This is a genomic window from Burkholderia sp. BCC1999 (genome assembly GCF_905339975.1).
Classification (GTDB): Bacteria; Pseudomonadota; Gammaproteobacteria; order Burkholderiales; family Burkholderiaceae; genus Burkholderia.
On record NZ_CAJPHP010000030.1, the window covers coordinates 45,354 to 61,743 of the forward strand.

Here is a 16,390-nt window from a genome sequence, read left to right on the forward strand (position 1 = left end):
CGACGGGGAGAAGCAACTCGGGGACGTTCCGGACCGGTCGCAGTGCGATCGCGAATCCGCGTCGAGCGCGAACGACGAACCACGGCCGCCGGGGTTTCGGGACCGGATGCGCAGTGCCGCGCGAAGGCTGCAGCTCGGCTCTGGCATCATGTTGTGGATCTATATTTCCATACACATGGTCAATCACGCGCTCGGCATCTGGTCGATCGACGTCGCCGAGCGCGCCCTGCACCTGGCGATCGCCGTCTGGCAAAGCCTGCCCGGAACGATCCTGCTGTACGGCGCGGCCAGCCTGCATTTCGCGCTGGCGATCCGCACCATCTACGGCCGCCGGCACTGGACGCTGCCGCCTGCCGAATGGTTGCGTCTGTGGGCCGGACTCAGCCTGCCGCTGCTGTTGATCCGCCACGTCGTCGGCACACGCGTCGCGACGTCGTTCTACGGCTTCGAACCGAACTATGCACGGGTCGTCGTGGCGTTGCTGACGAGCGGCACGCAGGGCTTGCAGATCGCGCTGCTCGCGCCGGGGTGGGTGCACGGCAGCCTCGGGTTGTGGTTTCATTTGCGCCGGCGTGCGTTCTTCCATCGCGCGAGGTTCGTGCTGCTCGGCGTGCTCGTCCTGCTGCCCGTGCTGTCGGCGGCCGGATTCGTGCAGATGACGCGCGCGGTCGTGCCGGGCAGTCTCGCCGCGCCGGCCCCCGACGCCGCGCTGGTTGCCCATCGCGCCGCGCTCGACAGCTGGCGGCATCGGCTCGTCGCCGGCTACCTGTCGCTGATCGTCGTCGCGTTCGCCGGCGGGCATTGGCGAAACCGGTTCGCGGGTGGCGTTTCGCGCGAGCAGCCGTGAACGGCGGCGCGCGCACCGTGGTGCCCGCGCCGGCGGAGACGATCCGCACCGGCGGGCTGCGTGCCGAGCGGGCGCGTTCCGGCCGGGCACGGTCTACTGACAGGAATTGGCATGGGCTTCGGCGATACTGTGCGCTTTCCTATTCAGCGATCCGCGGCGCACGTCGACTCCCTTCTTTCATGACCACCACTCAGGTTTCCGCCCCGCTGAAGGATTCGTTGGGCGAGCAGCAATTCCGAACGCTGTCCGATGCGCTGCATGCGATCGAACCCGGTTTCGACCGGGCGGCATTTCTGGCGACGGCGCTCGACGGTCTCGACGACCTGACGCTGATGGAGCGCGTCAGGCGCGCCAGCGTGGCGATCGACGCGGCGGCGCATTCGTTGGCCGGCGGATACGCCGCCGTGCTGGCGTTGCTGCAGGAGGCGGCGCCGCGATTGGGCCGCGGCTTCGTGTCGCTCATCGCGCCCGATTACGTCGGGCAGTACGGTCGGCACGCGTTCGATCGTTCGATGGACGCGCTGAAATGCTTCACGCGGTTCGGCACGTCGGAATTCGCGGTGCGCGAATTCCTGCGCATCGATACGGCGCGTGCGCTCGCAACCATGGAAGCCTGGTCGCACGACGCGGACGATGCCGTGCGCCGGCTGGCGAGCGAGGGAAGCCGTCCGCGCCTGCCCTGGTCGTTCCGCCTGCGCGACATCGAGGCCGATCCGGCGCTCGCGGCGCGGATTCTCGACACGCTGCGCGCGGACCCGAGCGCCTACGTGCGCCGCTCGGTCGCGAATCACCTGAACGATGTGGCGAAGTCGCATCCGGCCTGGGTGCTCGAGCGCGCCGAACGATGGGGCGGCGACCATCCGCATACGCGCTGGATCGTCCGGCATGCGCTGCGCACGCTCGTGAAGCAGGGCGACGCGCGCGCGCTGGCGATACTCGGTGCGGAAAGCGCGCCGCGTCTCGCCATCGGCCCGTTCGGCGTGACGCCCGCGCGGGTGGTGCTCGGCGAGTCGATCATGCTCGACTGCGAACTGCATTCCACGGCCGACACCGCGCAGCGGCTCGTCGTCGATTACCGGATTGCGTACGTGAAGCAAAATGGCGAGACCTCGCCGAAGGTGTTCAAGCTGAAGGGGTTGACGCTCGAACCCGGCGCGCGCATCGCGCTGCGGCACAGCCGGGCGATCCGCGATTTCACGACGCGCCGGCACTATGCGGGCCGGCACGAGGTCGAGCTGATCGTCAATGGCCAGGTCGTCGCGCGGTCGTTCTTCGAGCTCGCCATGTGAGGGTGGCCGGCCGGTTCGATCCAGGCAGGTGAAGCGGCGGGGGCGTGTTTGGGTCCGGTCGCCACCCGGCGTACCGCATGTGCGCGACGATCGCGACCGGACAGCGAGCACGTCGAGCATCAGCACGACATCGACTGCGGAACAACCGACCAGTGCGGCCGCGCCATCGATGGTGGTTCGCGCGGCCATCCACCCACAAAAGTCGACAAATCGGAACAGATTGGCCCGGCGTTCGTGCCTACCATTCCGACACGCCTCCCGGATTCCCGTACCCCCTCGGTATCGGCAGATGCGCCGCCCGCATCCTGCCGCCCGTCTTTGCCTCGCATCCTGACAAGCCGCCAAAAACGCAAAGGATTCGCCATGTCTGCAAGATCACTCGCTTCAGTCGCGCTGATGCTGCTGCTCGCCGCGTGCGGCGGCGACGCGGATTCGTCCGCACCGGCCGCCTCCGTCGCCGCGGCCGCGATGCGCGCGTCGCCGGCCGCCGGCTGGAAACCGCTCGTGCCCGGCACGAGCTGGCAATGGCAGATCGACGGCAATACGATCAACGAGACCGTGCTCGACCGCGTGAACAATCCCCGCAAGATGATCGACGTCGACATGGAGCGGACCGATGCGGCGACGATCCAGCGCTTGAAGGCGAGGGGCGTCTACGTCGTCTGTTACATGGAGACGGGCGGCCGGGAAGACGGCCGCGGCGATGCCGACCAATTTCCCGGCAGCGTGCTCGGCTACCCCGTCGAAGGATACGAAGATCATGAGCGCTGGCTGGACATCCGCCAGACGAAGATCCTGATGCCGATCATGCTGGCGCGTCTCGACCAGGCGAGGAAAAAGGGCTGCGACGGCATCGAACCCGATCTGGACGACGGCTATCGGCAGGAAACGGGCTTTCCGCTGACACGCGACGACCAGCTGCGTTACAACACGGCGCTGATCGCCGCCGCGCACGATCGGGGGATGTCGATGGGCCTGAAGAACGGCTCGGGAATTGCCGTCGCGATGGCGAAGGTTGCCGACTGGGCGCTCAACGAGGAGTGCAACAAGTTCAACGAGTGCGGCGGTTACGCGAGTTTCATCGCGCTGAACAAGGCCGTGTTCAATGTCGAGTACACGCACCCGGACGACATGACGCTCGCCGATTTCTGTCCGGCCGACAACCGTGCCAATTTCGACGGCATTCTGAAGTGGTCGAGCGACACACTCGCGGCGTTGCCACGCGCCGCGTGCCGGTTCGAGTGAGCGGCATCACTGCATGACGGCGCGGCCAACGCACCTTGCGTTCCGCTGGCCGCGCTTCATCGTCGACACCGGCCGCAGGAGGATGCCGAAGCCTGCATGACGCACGGCCGCCCGATGGCGCGCCCGCGGATGCCCGTAAATTCCCGACGGCGTCCGTCACCGCCCCCGCACCGGTAAATCCTTCCCTGAACGGGAGGTCGCGTTTATGATCCGCCATGCAAGCGGTGGTCGCTGGAATCGCCTGATTGGTCGCACGACCAGTCCGTTCCTTCGGACACCGCTTTCCTTTTGTGCCCTACCTTCACGCGAATTCACGAAGACTCCGTGTAACGTACGGTCTCGTCACTGCCGAACCGAAAGCGATCTGTAAATAACAATGCTGCCGACAAGTTATAACGCGTTGCTCGTTCTTCTTTCGCTCTTGATCGCCATATTGGCGTCCTACACCGTGCTGGACATGGCCGGGCGTATCAAGACCACGCAGGGGCACGCCGCACATTGGTGGCTGGTCGGCGCGGCTTGCGTGATGGGTACCGGCATCTGGTCGATGCATTTCGTCGGCATGCTCGCTTTCGCGTTGCCGATTCCGGTCGGGTACGATCCGGCCATTACATTGCTGTCCTTGCTGATCGCCATCGCCTGCTCCACGTGTGCGCTGTGGCTCGTCTGCCGGGACACGCTGAAGTGGCACCGGCTGTGTGGCGGGGCGATGTTGATGGGGGCCGGCGTGGCGGGGATGCATTACACGGGCATGGCCTCCATGCGCATGTCGCCGGGCATCCGGTACGACCCGTTGCTCGTTTGCCTGTCGGTCGCGATTGCCGTGGCCGCATCGGGCGCCGTGCTGTGGATCGTCTTCATCCGGCGTGCCAACTCGTCTCGCGTGCGCCTGCTCAATCTGGGCTCCGCCGTCCTGATGGGGGCCGCCATCGCCGGGATGCACTACACCGGGATGGCCGCCGCCCGATTCCCGCTGGGCAGCATCTGCGGCGCGGCCGGCTCCCGCATGGACGCCGGCTCGCTGGCGCTGGTCATCATCGTTGCCACGTTGGCCATCCTCGCCATCGCGCTGATCGTCTCGCTCCTCGATCTGCGTCTGGAATCCCGCACGGCGGTACTGGCGACATCGCTCGCCGAAGCCAATCAGGAACTGACGTATCTGGCGCTGCACGACAACCTCACCAAGCTCCCCAATCGCGTGCTGCTCGAAGACCGGATCGACCAGGCGATCCAGGGCGCCGACCGCGAGAAAGGGGGTTTCGCGCTGATGTTCATGGACCTCGACGGATTCAAGGCGGTCAACGACGCCTACGGTCATCATGTCGGCGATCTGCTGCTGGTCGACGTGGCGCGGCGCATCGGCGCGAACCTGCGCTCGCAGGACACGATTGCCCGTCTGGGCGGCGACGAATTCGTGCTGGTCGTGGCGGTGGACGAGCCTGCGGAGGCGGCCGGCGTGGCGGACAAGGTATTGGCGGTGATTCGACAACCGTTCCGCGTGTCCGAGCACGAATTGCGTGTGTCGGCCAGTATCGGCATTGCGCTCTATCCGGGCAACGGCAGCGATTTCCGGGACCTGATGACCAACGCCGATGCGGCGATGTATCACGCGAAGGCGCTCGGCCGGAACGCGTACTGCTTCTTCGAAGCATCGATGAACGCGAATGTCCGCGAGCACCTGAAAATCGTGCAGGAACTCCGTCTGGCGCTGGAGCGGCGTGAACTGGTCCTGCATTACCAGCCGAAGTTCGAAGTGCCCCATGGACCGATCATCGGCGTCGAGGCGCTGTTGCGATGGATGCACCCGACGCGCGGCCTCATTGCACCCGATCAGTTCATCTCGATCGCGGAAAAGACCGGCCTGATCGTGCCGATCGGCGAATGGGTACTGGACGAGGCCTGCCGGCAGATGCGCGAGTGGTGCGATGCGGGTCGAACCGACTGGACGATGGCCGTCAACCTGTCACCGCTGCAATTCGGTCACGCGAGCCTGGTCCGGGTCGTTCAGGCGACATTGCAACGGCACGCGCTGGAACCGCACTGTCTGACGCTGGAGATCACCGAATCCACCGCGATGCGCGACGCCGACGCCAGCTTGAGAATCCTGCAGCAGCTTCACGACATGGGCGTGCGCATTTCCATCGACGACTTTGGAACGGGTTATTCGAGCCTGCTTTATCTCAAGCGCTTGCCGGCCAGCGAGCTCAAGATCGACCGGGGATTCATCCGCGATCTCGAACACGATACCGAAGATGCCGCGATCATTTCCGCGATCGTCGCGCTCGGCCGGGCACTCGACCTGAAGATCGTCGCGGAGGGCGTCGAAACGACGGCGCAGCAGCAGTTCCTGACGCGGCTCGGTTGCAACTCGCTGCAGGGCTTTCTGCTCGGGCGCCCGATGCCGGCGGATCATTTCATCGAAATGACCACGCAAGGCAATGCGGTCAAGAACATCTGAGCCCGTCGACATCACGCATCCAGCAGCGTTTGCGCGTTTGGTGCTGGCGCCGGCACGGGCGACCCTGCCGGCGCTGCGATCACCAGCAGCAGCTTTAACTCGCTGACTGTCCGAGTGCGAGTGTCGACAGCGCGTCCGGATCGAGAGCGCTTTCCGTCATGAGGCGAAGCACGCTTTCTGTCGACAGGATGCGCACGTTCACCTGGCCGTGACGATCGATTTCATTCCCGCAACGCCGAAGCGAGGTGCAAATCCGCGCCAGCGCAATTCTTCACAACGGTCGTCATTTATCGGAGATTTGATTTCCGACGCGAGCCGAAAATGCACGGCCGTTTTCTTTTGTTCATCAGTGAACTGCCTGTCCAGATTCGATGCAGGAAAATAACGAGAAGATTTATGGCGGTGTCGAAATATCCCCCTCATTCGCCCACATCAATCACATGGAATCGAATTCCGGATTTATTTCCGTCGGGTGTGCGTTACGGGGTGCCGTTACGTAACGGGTGACGTGACTCCCGATTCGCAAACGTTTTACGCGTGGAATATGAATTAATCAGATGTTTTGAACAAAAATCATAGGTCATTGTTTTATTGGTATTTTTCTGCGCTGCAGCAAGAAAATCCGGAACAGTGGCACGGATTGTGCATTAAACGATACGTGCCGCAGTAACGAATACCAAAACGATAGACCAATCATGAATCGAAACTACACTCCGAAATCCGGACGCGACGCGGGGGCGAAGCGGTCGAATCCGGGAATTCACACCATTGATCGCTCCGGCAGGCCTATTGATTCAGGTCTGCACGGGAGCGATGTCATTCTCGTCGCAACGAACCGGACCGGCGGGTTCCAGCAGAGCCGATCCGCACGCGTGCGCAGTCGCTAATCGATTCGAATAATCCAGTCAAGTCATCAAATTAGTATTGCGAAATAAATAATTAATCGATATTTCGTATATGTCGGGGTCAATGATGGACGGGTTCTTCTTGCGCGTGATCGACGGCGCGTTGATCGTGGTCGGCGCCTTTGGTGCATTGCATTTCGGGTTTCCGGCCGACGGCCTGTCGCACTCCGGATTCGATGGCTTGCTCGTGGCTTTCGCGGTTGCGCTCGCGTTGTCGGTGTTTCCGGCATGCGGACTGTATCGCGGCACGCGCGAACGCTCGGCGGTCAACCTGATGAGTCGGGCGATTGTCGCCTGGCTCATCGTGCAGGCCGGCGGGTACGCATTGCTGTTCGTATTGCACCGGCTGCATCTGGTGCGCGGACTGTGGTTCGTCTACTGGACGATCACGAGCGGGCTCGGGATGCTGCTGGCACGCACGCTAGCGCTCGCGGTGCTCAAGCTGTTCGTGCGCTTCGGCCGGCGGGCGCGCAGCGTGGCGGCACAAGGGCCGGTGATGGCCTCTCGCATGATGCGGCTCGTGTTCAAGCGCGTTTTCGATCTCGCACTTTCGATTCCGCTTCTTTTTATTCTGGCTCCATTATTCGTAATACTAATTATTGTCGTGAAGCGCGACGGTGGTCCGGCGATCTTCGGGCACGTTCGGGTCGGCCGTGACGGAACGCGTTTCCGGTGCCTGAAATTCCGCACGATGGTCGTCAATGCCGACGAAGTGCTGCGCGAGACGCTCGCCCGCGATCCGGAAGCGCGCGCGGAATGGATGCGGGATTTCAAGCTGAAGAACGACGTGCGCATCACGCCGGTCGGGCATTTCCTGCGCCGTACCAGCCTCGACGAATTGCCCCAGCTGTGGAACGTGCTGCGCGGTGAGATGAGCCTCGTGGGCCCGCGCCCCATCGTCGACCAGGAACTCGCCCGCTATGGCAGCGATGCGTATTACTACCTCATGAGCACGCCCGGCATTACCGGGCTATGGCAAGTGAGCGGGCGCAGCAATGTCGACTATGCGCAGCGCGTATCGCTCGATGTGTCGTACGTGAAGCAATGGTCGCCGCTGCTCGACTTCGGCATCTTGCTGCGAACCGTCAAGGTCGTGATGCGTCGAGAGGGGGCGTACTGACGCGTGCATGCCGTGCGTGTTCGACGTCGCGAGGCAGGCCCGCGACGCGGCGGCATCACGGGGAAGTGGGGGCCGGGTTGGCGTACACCGAGGATGCCGACCAGCCGTCGTATTGGTACGGGTCGCCAGCCGTGCCGCTTGCGGCGCCGCTGTTCCGGTCACGGTAGCGGGCAAGGTGCTGGCGACGCGTCAGCGGGGCGTGATGCTTGCCCGTCGCGCCCGACAGCTTCGGCGCATCGGGTCTGACCGACGACGCGGCGTCGCTCGCCGCGCTGGCCGGCACCGGAAGCATCGCACCGGTCTGCGTCGTGCGGGTGGCGTGCGGTGCGCGTTTGGCGGTAGCGGTGGATGCAGGGAATTGTGCAAGGGCGGTGACGCTGAGCGAAATGCTCGTTGCAACAGCAAGCAGGTGCGGGATTTTCATGAAATGGCAAGAAGCGAGATCGTTTCGGAGTGAGTGCTGATATGCCAGGGCGTGCGGTTGCTTGGCGATGCGCGTGATTGACAGAAGACGGTGGAGGATCGATGCGAACCGCCACCCAACACATAGGCCAAAAAAGATGATTGACCATCTGATCGGTATTCGAACGATAGCACTGTCCGTCGTATCGAAGGAAGCGCGGAACGTACGTCACCGGGTTGCACAATGCGGCGGAATCCTGTCGGTCGCGCTCGCGCTGACGTGGCTCGGCGGCTGCGCGTTTGCACCCGGCATGACTTTTCGCGGCGGGTGCCCCGCCGACGTTTCCGCGGATCCGTCGGGTGCCTGTGGCCGCGCGACGCATGCGGCGTCGCTCGCGGCTACGTCAGGCGGCGCGGCGACCGAAGACGCACCGCCCGCCGGCGCGCTCGTCGAGATCGATGCCGCGCTGATCGACCAGACGCGCGCGAAGGCCGGGCCGTCGATCCCGAACGACGTGCTCTCGCTGTTCCAGCAGGCACGACCGTACACGCTCGGCTCCGGCGATGTCCTCAGCATCGTCGTCTGGGATCACCCCGAACTCAACATGCCCGTCGTCGCGACATCGAACGGCATCGATACGACCGGTTCGAACGCGATCGTTTCCGGCTATACGGTCGACACGAACGGGGTGGTGCAATTCGCGTATGTCGGCCCCGTCAAGGTCGGCGGACTCACGGAATTGCAGGCGCGCGATCTGCTTGCGCGCCACCTGGCGCGTTACATCCGGGATCCGCAGGTGACCTTGCGGATTCAGGCGTATCGCAGCCGGCGCATCTATCTCGACGGCGAAGTCCGCATTCCCGGCCTTCAGGTGATGAACGACCTGCCGATGACGCTGCCCGAAGCGATCAATCGCGCAGGCGGATTCACGTCGAACGGCGATCGCGCGCGCGTCGCGGTCACGCGTGGCGATGCGACCGTGATGGTGAACCTGCCGCGCATGATCGAGCAGGGACTCAACCCCGACAGGATCCTGCTGCAAAGCGGCGATCTCGTGCGCGTCTATCCGGTCAGCGACAGCAAGGTGTTCGTGCTCGGCGAAGTCGGGCACACGATGACGGCGACATTCAACAACGGCCGCCTGACGCTGAACGACGCGCTCGGCTATGCGGGTGGCGTCAGTCCGTACTCGGGCGATGCGAGCCAGGTGTACGTCGTGCGCAGCCGGCGCGGCGCTACGCCGACGGTCTTTCACCTGAATGCGACATCGCCGGCCGCGATGGCGCTTGCGAACGATTTCGACCTGATGCCCGACGACGTGGTGTTCGTCGATGCGTCGTCGCTGGTGCGCTGGAGCCGTGTGGTGGGGATGTTCCTGCCTAGCGCGCAGACGCTCGCGACCGGCCGCAATATCGCTTTCTGACATGAACCGTCTGCTCCTGGTTTGCACCGCGAACGTGTGCCGAAGCCCGATGGCCGAGGTGCTGTTTCGACGCGTGCTGGATGGCGTGCGCGTGATGTCGGCCGGTGTCGACGCGATGCCCGGCATGGGCGCCGATCCGGCGGCGATCGCCGTCATGCGGCGCATCGGCCTCGACCTCGGCCAGCATCGCTCGCAACCGCTGGCGCGCTGGATGATCGAGTCGTCCGCGCTCGTACTGACGATGAGCGAGCGTCAGCGTCAGGTCATCGCCCACCGTTACCCGTCCCTCTCCGGGCGCGTCTGCCGCCTGCTGCCGGACGAGGACGTGGCCGATCCCTATCGGCTCGACAGTACGGCATACGCGGCGACGGTCGAGCGATTGACTACGGGCGTCAGGCACTGGTCCGGCTGGCTGGCCGATGTCACCCGTCATACCCAAACATTGCAGGAAACGACCCATGAACCATCTTGATACGCCAGTGCGTTACGCGGAACCGGACGACGGGCCGCCCGGGAATGTCGCGAGCTATCTCGACGCGCTTTACGACAACCGGCGGCTGATCGCGCTCGTCACGGGACTGATGCTGCTGATCGGCACGACCTATGCGTTTCTCGGGGTGCCGGTCTATCGGGCCGATATTCTGGTGCAGGTCGAGGAAAACACGAATTCGGCAAAGAGCATGCTCGGCGACATTTCGTCGATGTTCGATGTCAAGACGCAGGCATCGTCGGAGATCGAGGTGCTGAAGTCGCGCCTGGTGGCAAGCAAGGTGGTCGACACCTTGTCGCTGGCCATCGACGCGCATCCACGCTACTTGCCGCTGTTCGGGTCGTTGCTGTCCCGGCACGCGACACGCTTGTCGGATCCGTTGCCGTTCGGCTATGTGACCGGCACCGAACGCATTTCGGTTGCCCAGTTCGACGTGCCCGACAAGCTCTACGGCGAGACGTTCGTCATGACGCTGCAGCCGGGCAACACGTACCGCGTGTCGGGCCCGGATGTCGACGCGGGCGGCACGATCGGCGTGCCGCTGAAGGTGGCCACACCGGACGGCCCGCTCGCACTGCTGGTCACGTCGGTCCGCGGCAAGCCGGGTGCCACGTTCGTGCTGCGCCGGTATTCGACGTTGTCGACGATCGAGGATCTCAGGCAGAGCCTGAACATCGCGGAGAAAGGCAAGCAATCGGACGTGATCGGCGTCACGCTCGACGGGACAGACCCGGTGAAGACGGCGATGATCCTCAATACGTTGGGCAGCGAGTATGTCCATCAGAACGAGCGGCGAAAATCCGAGGAAGCCGAGCGATCGATCAGCTTCCTCAGTGCCCAGTTGCCGGAACTGAGGGCCCAGCTCGAGGTCTCCGAGAATCGCTTCAATGAATATCGCGCCAAGCACGGAACGCTGAATCTCGATGAGGAAGCAACGGCATTGCTGCAGCGTTCGGTCGATGCGCAGTCACGCCTGACGACGCTGAAGCAGAAACGCGACGAGCTGATGGCGCGCTTCACGCCGGAACACCCGGCCATCCGTGCGCTCGATGCGCAGCTCGATACGGCGCAGGCGGAAATCTCGGGTATCGATCAGCGTACGCGTGCGTTGCCGCCGGTCGAACAGGACGTGTTGCGACTGCAACGTGACGTGCAGGTCGGCACCGAGCTGTACACGAACTTGCTCAACACGCGGGAGCAACTGCGTCTCGTCAAGGCAGGGAAGGTCGGCAACGTACGGCTGGTCGACACCGCTGCCGTTCCCGAGGAGCCGGTCCGGCCGAAGCGCCTGCTCGTGATCGTCGGGTCCGCGGTCTTCGGGTTGCTGATCGGCGCGACGGTTGCGTTCAGCCGTCGCCGCATGTTCGACTCGATCGACGATCCGATCGAAGTGGAGCACGTCTGCGGCGTACCCGTGTATGCGACGGTGCCTTACAGCCGCCAGGAAGCATCGCTGACGCGTTTGCGCCGGGTCGCGAATTCGCCGTCCCGCGAACTGATTCTCGCGCACAACGCGATGATGGACCCGGCACTTGAGAGCCTGCGCAGCTTCCGGACCGCACTGGAATTCGCGATGACCGACGTGCCGAACCGGATGGTGTTCATCACCGGCCCGACGCCCTCCATCGGGAAATCCTTCATTTCGCTGAACCTCGCTGCCGTGCTGGGCTCGGCCGGAAAGCGGGTGCTCCTGGTCGATGCCGACTTGCGTCGCAGCGGACTCCAGCGAACGGTTCCCGTCGGTCCGGGAGCCGGGCTCGTCGAACTGTTGCAGGGCACGCACCGCGCCGAAGACGTCGTGCACCGCGAGATCCTGAAAGGGGTCGATTTCATCGCGACGGGCAGCGTGCAGGTCAATGCGAGCGATGCGCTGTTCGATTCGGATCTGCGAGCGATTTTGTCCGAACTAGGTGCGACGTACGACGTGATCGTGTGCGACGGCCCGCCGATTCTTGCGGTTCCGGACGCCGCGCAACTGGCCGGCCACGCTGGCGTGACGTTCCTGGTGGTGCGTCAGGGCGTAACGAAACACGGCGAGATCAAGGAATCGATCCGGCGGCTGCGTCACGTGGGCGTGTCTCCGCACGGACTGATCTTCAACGGGCTCAGCGTGCGGCCGGGGCGCTACGCGTACGGCTACGGGCGCTATCGCCACAATCGCGACAGCCACGCGTATTACGGCAAGGAATGACGGATGTCGGCATGGAACACGCGGCTGGCCGACGTGACGGGCAGCCAGGGACAACCTTCGGGCGGGGATCAGCATGGACGGTACAACTTCAATGCGTGACGCCATGACGAGTTCGCAGGTCGACGCGCAGCACGCCGATGACGGGACAGGTCGGCGTTTCAGTCGCGTCGCCGTCGTGCACGACTGGCTGACGACCTATGCGGGCGCCGAGAAAGTCCTCGCCGAGATCCTCAACATCTGGCCGCAGGCGGATCTGTTCACGGTGGTCGATTTCCTGCCGGACAACGAGCGCGCGAAGCTGCGCGGCAAGGTCGCCACCACGTCGTTCATCCAGCGGCTGCCGCGCGCACGATCGTCCTATCGTGCGTACTTGCCGTTGATGCCGTTCGCGATCGAACAGCTCGACCTCTCCGGTTACGACCTGGTGATTTCATCGAGCCATGCCGTCGCGAAGGGGGTCATCACCGGGCCGGATCAACTGCACATGAGCTACGTGCACTCTCCGATTCGCTATGCGTGGGACCTGCAACATCGTTACCTGAACGAGTCGGGCTTGTCGAAGGGGGTGAAAGGCTGGATCGCGCGCGCGATGCTCCACTACATTCGCATCTGGGATCAGCGTACCGCGCACGGCGTCGATGCATTCGTGGCGAACTCCGGCTTCATCGCAAGACGCATCCGCAAGGTATACGGCTACCATGCGTCGGTCGTCTATCCGCCTGTCGATATCGCGCGTTTTTCGCTGGGCACGCAGAAGGAAGACTTCTATCTGACGGCGCAGCGCATGGTGCCGTACAAATGCGTGCCGCTCATCGTCGAGGCGTTCGCCCGCATGCCGGAGCGGCGTCTCGTCGTCATCGGCGACGGGCCGGATTTCGAGCGCGTCAAGGCCGCCGCCACGCCGAACGTCACGCTGCTGGGCTATCAGCCGGATGCGGTACTCATCGACTACATGCAGCGTGCGAAGGCGTTCGTATTTGCGGCCGAAGAGGATTTCGGCATCACGCCGGTCGAGGCGCAAGCGTGCGGCACGCCGGTCATCGCCTACGGGCGAGGCGGCGCGCTCGAGACGGTGATCGCATCCGGTGACGCGAGCATTCGCACGGGGTTGTTCTTCGAACGACAGGAAAACGCGGACATCGTGGACGCGGTGATGCGCTTCGAAGCGGCAGGCGTGTTCGATCCGCTGGTGTGCCGCACCAACGCGCAGCGATTCACGGTCGAGCGCTTTCGCGACGGCCTGCTGGAGGTGATGGCGAGAACGTTGCGCAACCGGGCAGCCGCCGCCGGGGTGCGCGACACGGCGGCCGGTACGGGAAGGGGCGAGCCATCGTGGAGCTGAGCCTGTTCGGTGTCGTAGTCATCGCGCTTGGCATCCTGGCGTTCGTGCTGCCTTATCGATGGGCCGTCTACGTCATGGCGGCCAGCACGCTGTTCGGGGCGACCGAGGCGGTCGCATTCGGCGGGCTGGGCTTGTTGCCGGCCAGCCTGATGATGCCGCTTTTCGTCGCACGTGCGCTGTTCCTCGAGGATTCGCGCGCGATCCGCAGCAGCCTGCGCGTCGGCTCGCCCGGGTTCTGGCTGCTCGTGCTGACCGGCTACGCATGCATGACGGCCGTCGTGTTTCCGCGCATGCTGGCCGACACCACGTCGGTCTATTCCATCGATCGTTCCAACATCGGCACGACGCAGATCATGCTGCAGCCGCTCGGCCCCGTGTCCGGCAACCTGAGCCAGTCCGCGTACCTGATCGGCGAATGCCTGTTGTATCTGGCCGCGTCGATGATGATGCGCCGACGCGACGCCAGCCGGGTGATGGCCGATGCCTTCCTGTTCCTGACCGCGTTGAATGTGATCGCCGCGGCGGCCGACCTGTTCGGCAACGCTGTGGGCGTCAGTCTGCTGGATCCGCTCAAGACCGCGCAGTACTCGATCCTGGATGGGGCGGAGGTCGGCGGCATGCGGCGGATCAGCGGGACCTTCTCCGAGGCATCGGCGTTTGCCGGGTTCTCGTTGCCGCTGTTTGCGTTCACGGCCAATCTTTGGCTGCTCGGCTATCGACGTCGCCTGTCGGGATTGCTTGCGCTGCTGACGGCCGGCTTCGTGCTGCTGTCGACGTCGAGCACCGGATACGTGGGCCTCTCGATCTATCTCGTCGTCTTCATGGCCAGTCGCTCCGGCGCGATCGTCCGTACCAGCCAGGCGAGGAAATTCCGGATGCTGGCGATGGCCTGCGTGGCGGCCGCACTGATCGCGTGCGTACTGATCGCAATCGATTCGCCGGTCGTGACGGCCGTGTCCGAGGTGATCAACCGGACGTTGACGAGCAAGATGAGCAGCGATTCGGGCATCGAGCGCAGCGCGTGGAACATGCAGTCGCTGATCAACTTCGTCGATACGTTCGGGTTGGGCGCTGGCCTGGGCAGTGCGAGGGCATCGAGCTTCGTCGCGGTGACGCTCGGCAATCTCGGGCTGCTGGGCGCGACGTTGTTCGGCCTGTTCCTTTACCGCACCGTGCGCGTACGCGTGCGGCCCGCGACGTGGGCATCGGACCGGATCGTCAGCTTCGCCGCCGTTCAGGCGCTGGCCGCGGCGCTGATCGGCGCGACGCTGTCCGGTACGGTGTTCGACCTCGGGCCATGCGTCTATCTGTTTGCGGCGATGGCGTTCGGGGCACTGAACGTCAGGCGTGTATCGCACCGGGAGCCGAGGGCGTCATGAAAAATACCTCGTCTCGTACGGAATTGCTGGCGGTGTACGTGGCCTACATGTTCCGCTATCTGTATCCGTTGTTCATGCTCCCGTATTACGGACGCGCGCTCGGCCCGAGCGGTTATGGCCTGGTGCTGGCGGGTGCCTCGCTCTCGAATTCCCTCTGGCTGTTCGTGAGCTACGGTTTTCCGACGGTCGGCGCACGCGATACCGTTCTTGCCGCGGGCAGCGCCGAGCGGGCCGAGACGCTGCGCACCCACGTGATCGCCCGGCAGCTTCTGTGCGTGCCGGCCATCGTCGCCGGCACGATCGCGATCGGCGCGTCGCTGGCGTTTCGCCAGCATTTGTCGAGCGGCCCGGTCGTCATCGCCATGGGGCTGGTCTCGGCATTCAACGTCGGATGGTATCTGGTCAGCACCGGCCGCGCGATCGCGAGCGTCCGGATCGAGGTCATCGGCTTCGCGATTTCGTTGTCGCTGATCGTCGGCTTCGTGCATCACCCGTCCGACGTCGAACGTGTATTTCCGCTGTTGCTGACATCGAGCGTCGTCCAGCTCGGGCTTGCGTACTGGCTGATCCGGCGCGAGTTCGCCGGCGCCGTCTCGAGCCTGAAGCGTGCCGTGGACCTGATCCGCAGGTCCACGGTCATCTTCGTCTACGGCGGTACGTCGGTGCTGCTGGCTGGCGCGTCGACTTACCTGTTGTCGACCATGGCGCATGCGTCCGAGGTCAGCGCGTTCGGTGTCGCCGAGCGGCTCGTCGCGGCGGGATTGAGCGTGATGTCGCCGGCCGCGCAGATCCTGGTGCCCAAACTGACCAGCCTGGTCGGCAGCGATCCGTCGCGCGCGAATCGTCTGATGCGGCGAGTGTTCGTGTGGTTCTTTTCCGGGGCGGCGCTGGCGGCTGTCGCGACCGTCCTGCTGTCGGAGCGGCTCATTCCGCTCGCGCTCGGCGCCGGCTTCGAGCACTGTGTGCCGGTGTTGAATCTCATGGTGTTCGTGCTTCCCGTCAGCGTCTGCACGCAGGTGCTCGGCGCCTATTTCCTGATTCCGCGCAAGCTCGAACGCCTGCTTGCACAGGCCGGCGTGCTGAGCGCCGTCGTGAGCCTTGCATGCGCGATTCCGCTGGCGAGCCAATGGGGTGCGCTCGGGATGGCCGGCGCGCGCCTGGTCGGAGAGTTGACGATGCTGGGCGTGCTGGCGGCCGGCCTGTGGCGCGCGAAGCTGTTGACGGAAATCTTCGGTTTCGATGGCGTTCCTGCCGCGACTGTCGGCGACAACCGAATTCGCCAGTAACGAGGGTATGTG

General features: G+C 64.4%; 12 protein-coding genes. 11 read left to right on the forward strand and 1 reads right to left on the reverse strand.

The annotated features are described in order from the left end of the window. Nucleotides 1-148: 148 nt before the first annotated feature. The 5 genes from U5809_RS31200 to U5809_RS31220 all read left to right on the forward strand — a co-directional run bounded on the left by U5809_RS31200 (nt 149) and on the right by U5809_RS31220 (nt 7,864). Nucleotides 149-847, forward strand: a complete 699-nt coding sequence (locus U5809_RS31200; protein WP_415877975.1) for a hypothetical protein — start codon at nt 149-151, stop codon at nt 845-847. A gap of 179 nt (nt 848-1,026) precedes the next feature. Continuing rightward, nucleotides 1,027-2,136 (forward strand): DNA alkylation repair protein, encoded by a 1,110-nt coding sequence (locus tag U5809_RS31205; RefSeq protein WP_322089342.1) that lies wholly within the window; start codon nt 1,027-1,029, stop codon nt 2,134-2,136. 363 nt (nt 2,137-2,499) lie between these two features. Further along, nucleotides 2,500-3,381 (forward strand): endo alpha-1,4 polygalactosaminidase, encoded by an 882-nt coding sequence (locus U5809_RS31210; protein ID WP_322089343.1) that lies wholly within the window; start codon nt 2,500-2,502, stop codon nt 3,379-3,381. A 376-nt stretch (nt 3,382-3,757) separates the two neighbouring features. Continuing rightward, a complete protein-coding gene (locus U5809_RS31215) occupies nt 3,758-5,839 on the forward strand; it encodes an EAL domain-containing protein (RefSeq protein ID WP_322089344.1) in 2,082 nt (693 codons plus the stop codon). Between the two features lie 972 nt (nt 5,840-6,811). Continuing rightward, the gene (locus U5809_RS31220) at nt 6,812-7,864 is read left to right on the forward strand and encodes a sugar transferase (RefSeq protein WP_322089345.1); all 1,053 of its coding nucleotides are present in this window, start codon (nt 6,812-6,814) and stop codon (nt 7,862-7,864) included. A 55-nt stretch (nt 7,865-7,919) separates the two neighbouring features. Here U5809_RS31220 and U5809_RS31225 read toward each other — a convergent pair whose 3' ends face one another. After that, nucleotides 7,920-8,288 carry a hypothetical protein gene (locus tag U5809_RS31225; RefSeq protein WP_322089346.1) on the reverse strand — a complete coding sequence of 123 codons (369 nt, stop codon included), beginning with the start codon at nt 8,286-8,288 and terminating at the stop codon, nt 7,920-7,922. 136 nt (nt 8,289-8,424) lie between these two features. Here U5809_RS31225 and U5809_RS31230 point away from each other — a divergent pair, with 136 nt between their 5' ends. The 6 genes from U5809_RS31230 (at nt 8,425) to U5809_RS31255 (ending at nt 16,378) form a co-directional block, all read left to right on the forward strand. Then, complete coding sequence (locus U5809_RS31230) at nt 8,425-9,690, forward strand: polysaccharide biosynthesis/export family protein (protein ID WP_415877976.1); 1,266 nt, start codon at nt 8,425-8,427, stop codon at nt 9,688-9,690. Nucleotide 9,691: 1 nt separating this feature from the next. Then, entirely contained in the window at nt 9,692-10,162 is a 471-nt protein-coding gene (locus tag U5809_RS31235; protein ID WP_322089347.1) for a protein-tyrosine-phosphatase, read from the forward strand. Next, nucleotides 10,149-12,371, forward strand: coding sequence for a GNVR domain-containing protein (locus U5809_RS31240; RefSeq protein ID WP_322089348.1), 2,223 nt, complete (start codon nt 10,149-10,151; stop codon nt 12,369-12,371). The genes U5809_RS31235 and U5809_RS31240 overlap by 14 nt, the downstream gene beginning before the upstream one ends. A 103-nt stretch (nt 12,372-12,474) precedes the next feature. Then, the gene (locus U5809_RS31245) at nt 12,475-13,713 is read left to right on the forward strand and encodes a glycosyltransferase family 4 protein (protein WP_322089349.1); all 1,239 of its coding nucleotides are present in this window, start codon (nt 12,475-12,477) and stop codon (nt 13,711-13,713) included. After that, on the forward strand, nt 13,704-15,092 hold the full coding sequence (locus U5809_RS31250; RefSeq protein WP_322089350.1) for a hypothetical protein: 1,389 nt from the start codon (nt 13,704-13,706) through the stop codon (nt 15,090-15,092). The genes U5809_RS31245 and U5809_RS31250 overlap by 10 nt, the downstream gene beginning before the upstream one ends. A 47-nt stretch (nt 15,093-15,139) precedes the next feature. After that, nucleotides 15,140-16,378 (forward strand): oligosaccharide flippase family protein, encoded by a 1,239-nt coding sequence (locus U5809_RS31255; protein ID WP_322089372.1) that lies wholly within the window; start codon nt 15,140-15,142, stop codon nt 16,376-16,378. Nucleotides 16,379-16,390 lie beyond the last annotated feature (12 nt).

Excerpts from the sequence above, each read along its gene's own strand:
- U5809_RS31225 (WP_322089346.1), bottom strand. The coding sequence starts at position 8,288 with ATGAAAATCCCGCACCTGCTTGCTGTTGCAACGAGCATTTCGCTCAGC.
- U5809_RS31205 (WP_322089342.1), top strand. The coding sequence starts at position 1,027 with ATGACCACCACTCAGGTTTCCGCCCCGCTGAAGGATTCGTTGGGCGAG.
- U5809_RS31215 (WP_322089344.1), top strand. The coding sequence starts at position 3,758 with ATGCTGCCGACAAGTTATAACGCGTTGCTCGTTCTTCTTTCGCTCTTG.
- U5809_RS31230 (WP_415877976.1), top strand. The coding sequence starts at position 8,425 with ATGATTGACCATCTGATCGGTATTCGAACGATAGCACTGTCCGTCGTA.
- U5809_RS31245 (WP_322089349.1), top strand. The coding sequence starts at position 12,475 with ATGACGAGTTCGCAGGTCGACGCGCAGCACGCCGATGACGGGACAGGT.
- U5809_RS31200 (WP_415877975.1), top strand. The coding sequence starts at position 149 with ATGTTGTGGATCTATATTTCCATACACATGGTCAATCACGCGCTCGGC.
- U5809_RS31240 (WP_322089348.1), top strand. The coding sequence starts at position 10,149 with ATGAACCATCTTGATACGCCAGTGCGTTACGCGGAACCGGACGACGGG.
- U5809_RS31210 (WP_322089343.1), top strand. The coding sequence starts at position 2,500 with ATGTCTGCAAGATCACTCGCTTCAGTCGCGCTGATGCTGCTGCTCGCC.
- U5809_RS31255 (WP_322089372.1), top strand. The coding sequence starts at position 15,140 with ATGTTCCGCTATCTGTATCCGTTGTTCATGCTCCCGTATTACGGACGC.
- U5809_RS31220 (WP_322089345.1), top strand. The coding sequence starts at position 6,812 with ATGGACGGGTTCTTCTTGCGCGTGATCGACGGCGCGTTGATCGTGGTC.
- U5809_RS31235 (WP_322089347.1), top strand. The coding sequence starts at position 9,692 with ATGAACCGTCTGCTCCTGGTTTGCACCGCGAACGTGTGCCGAAGCCCG.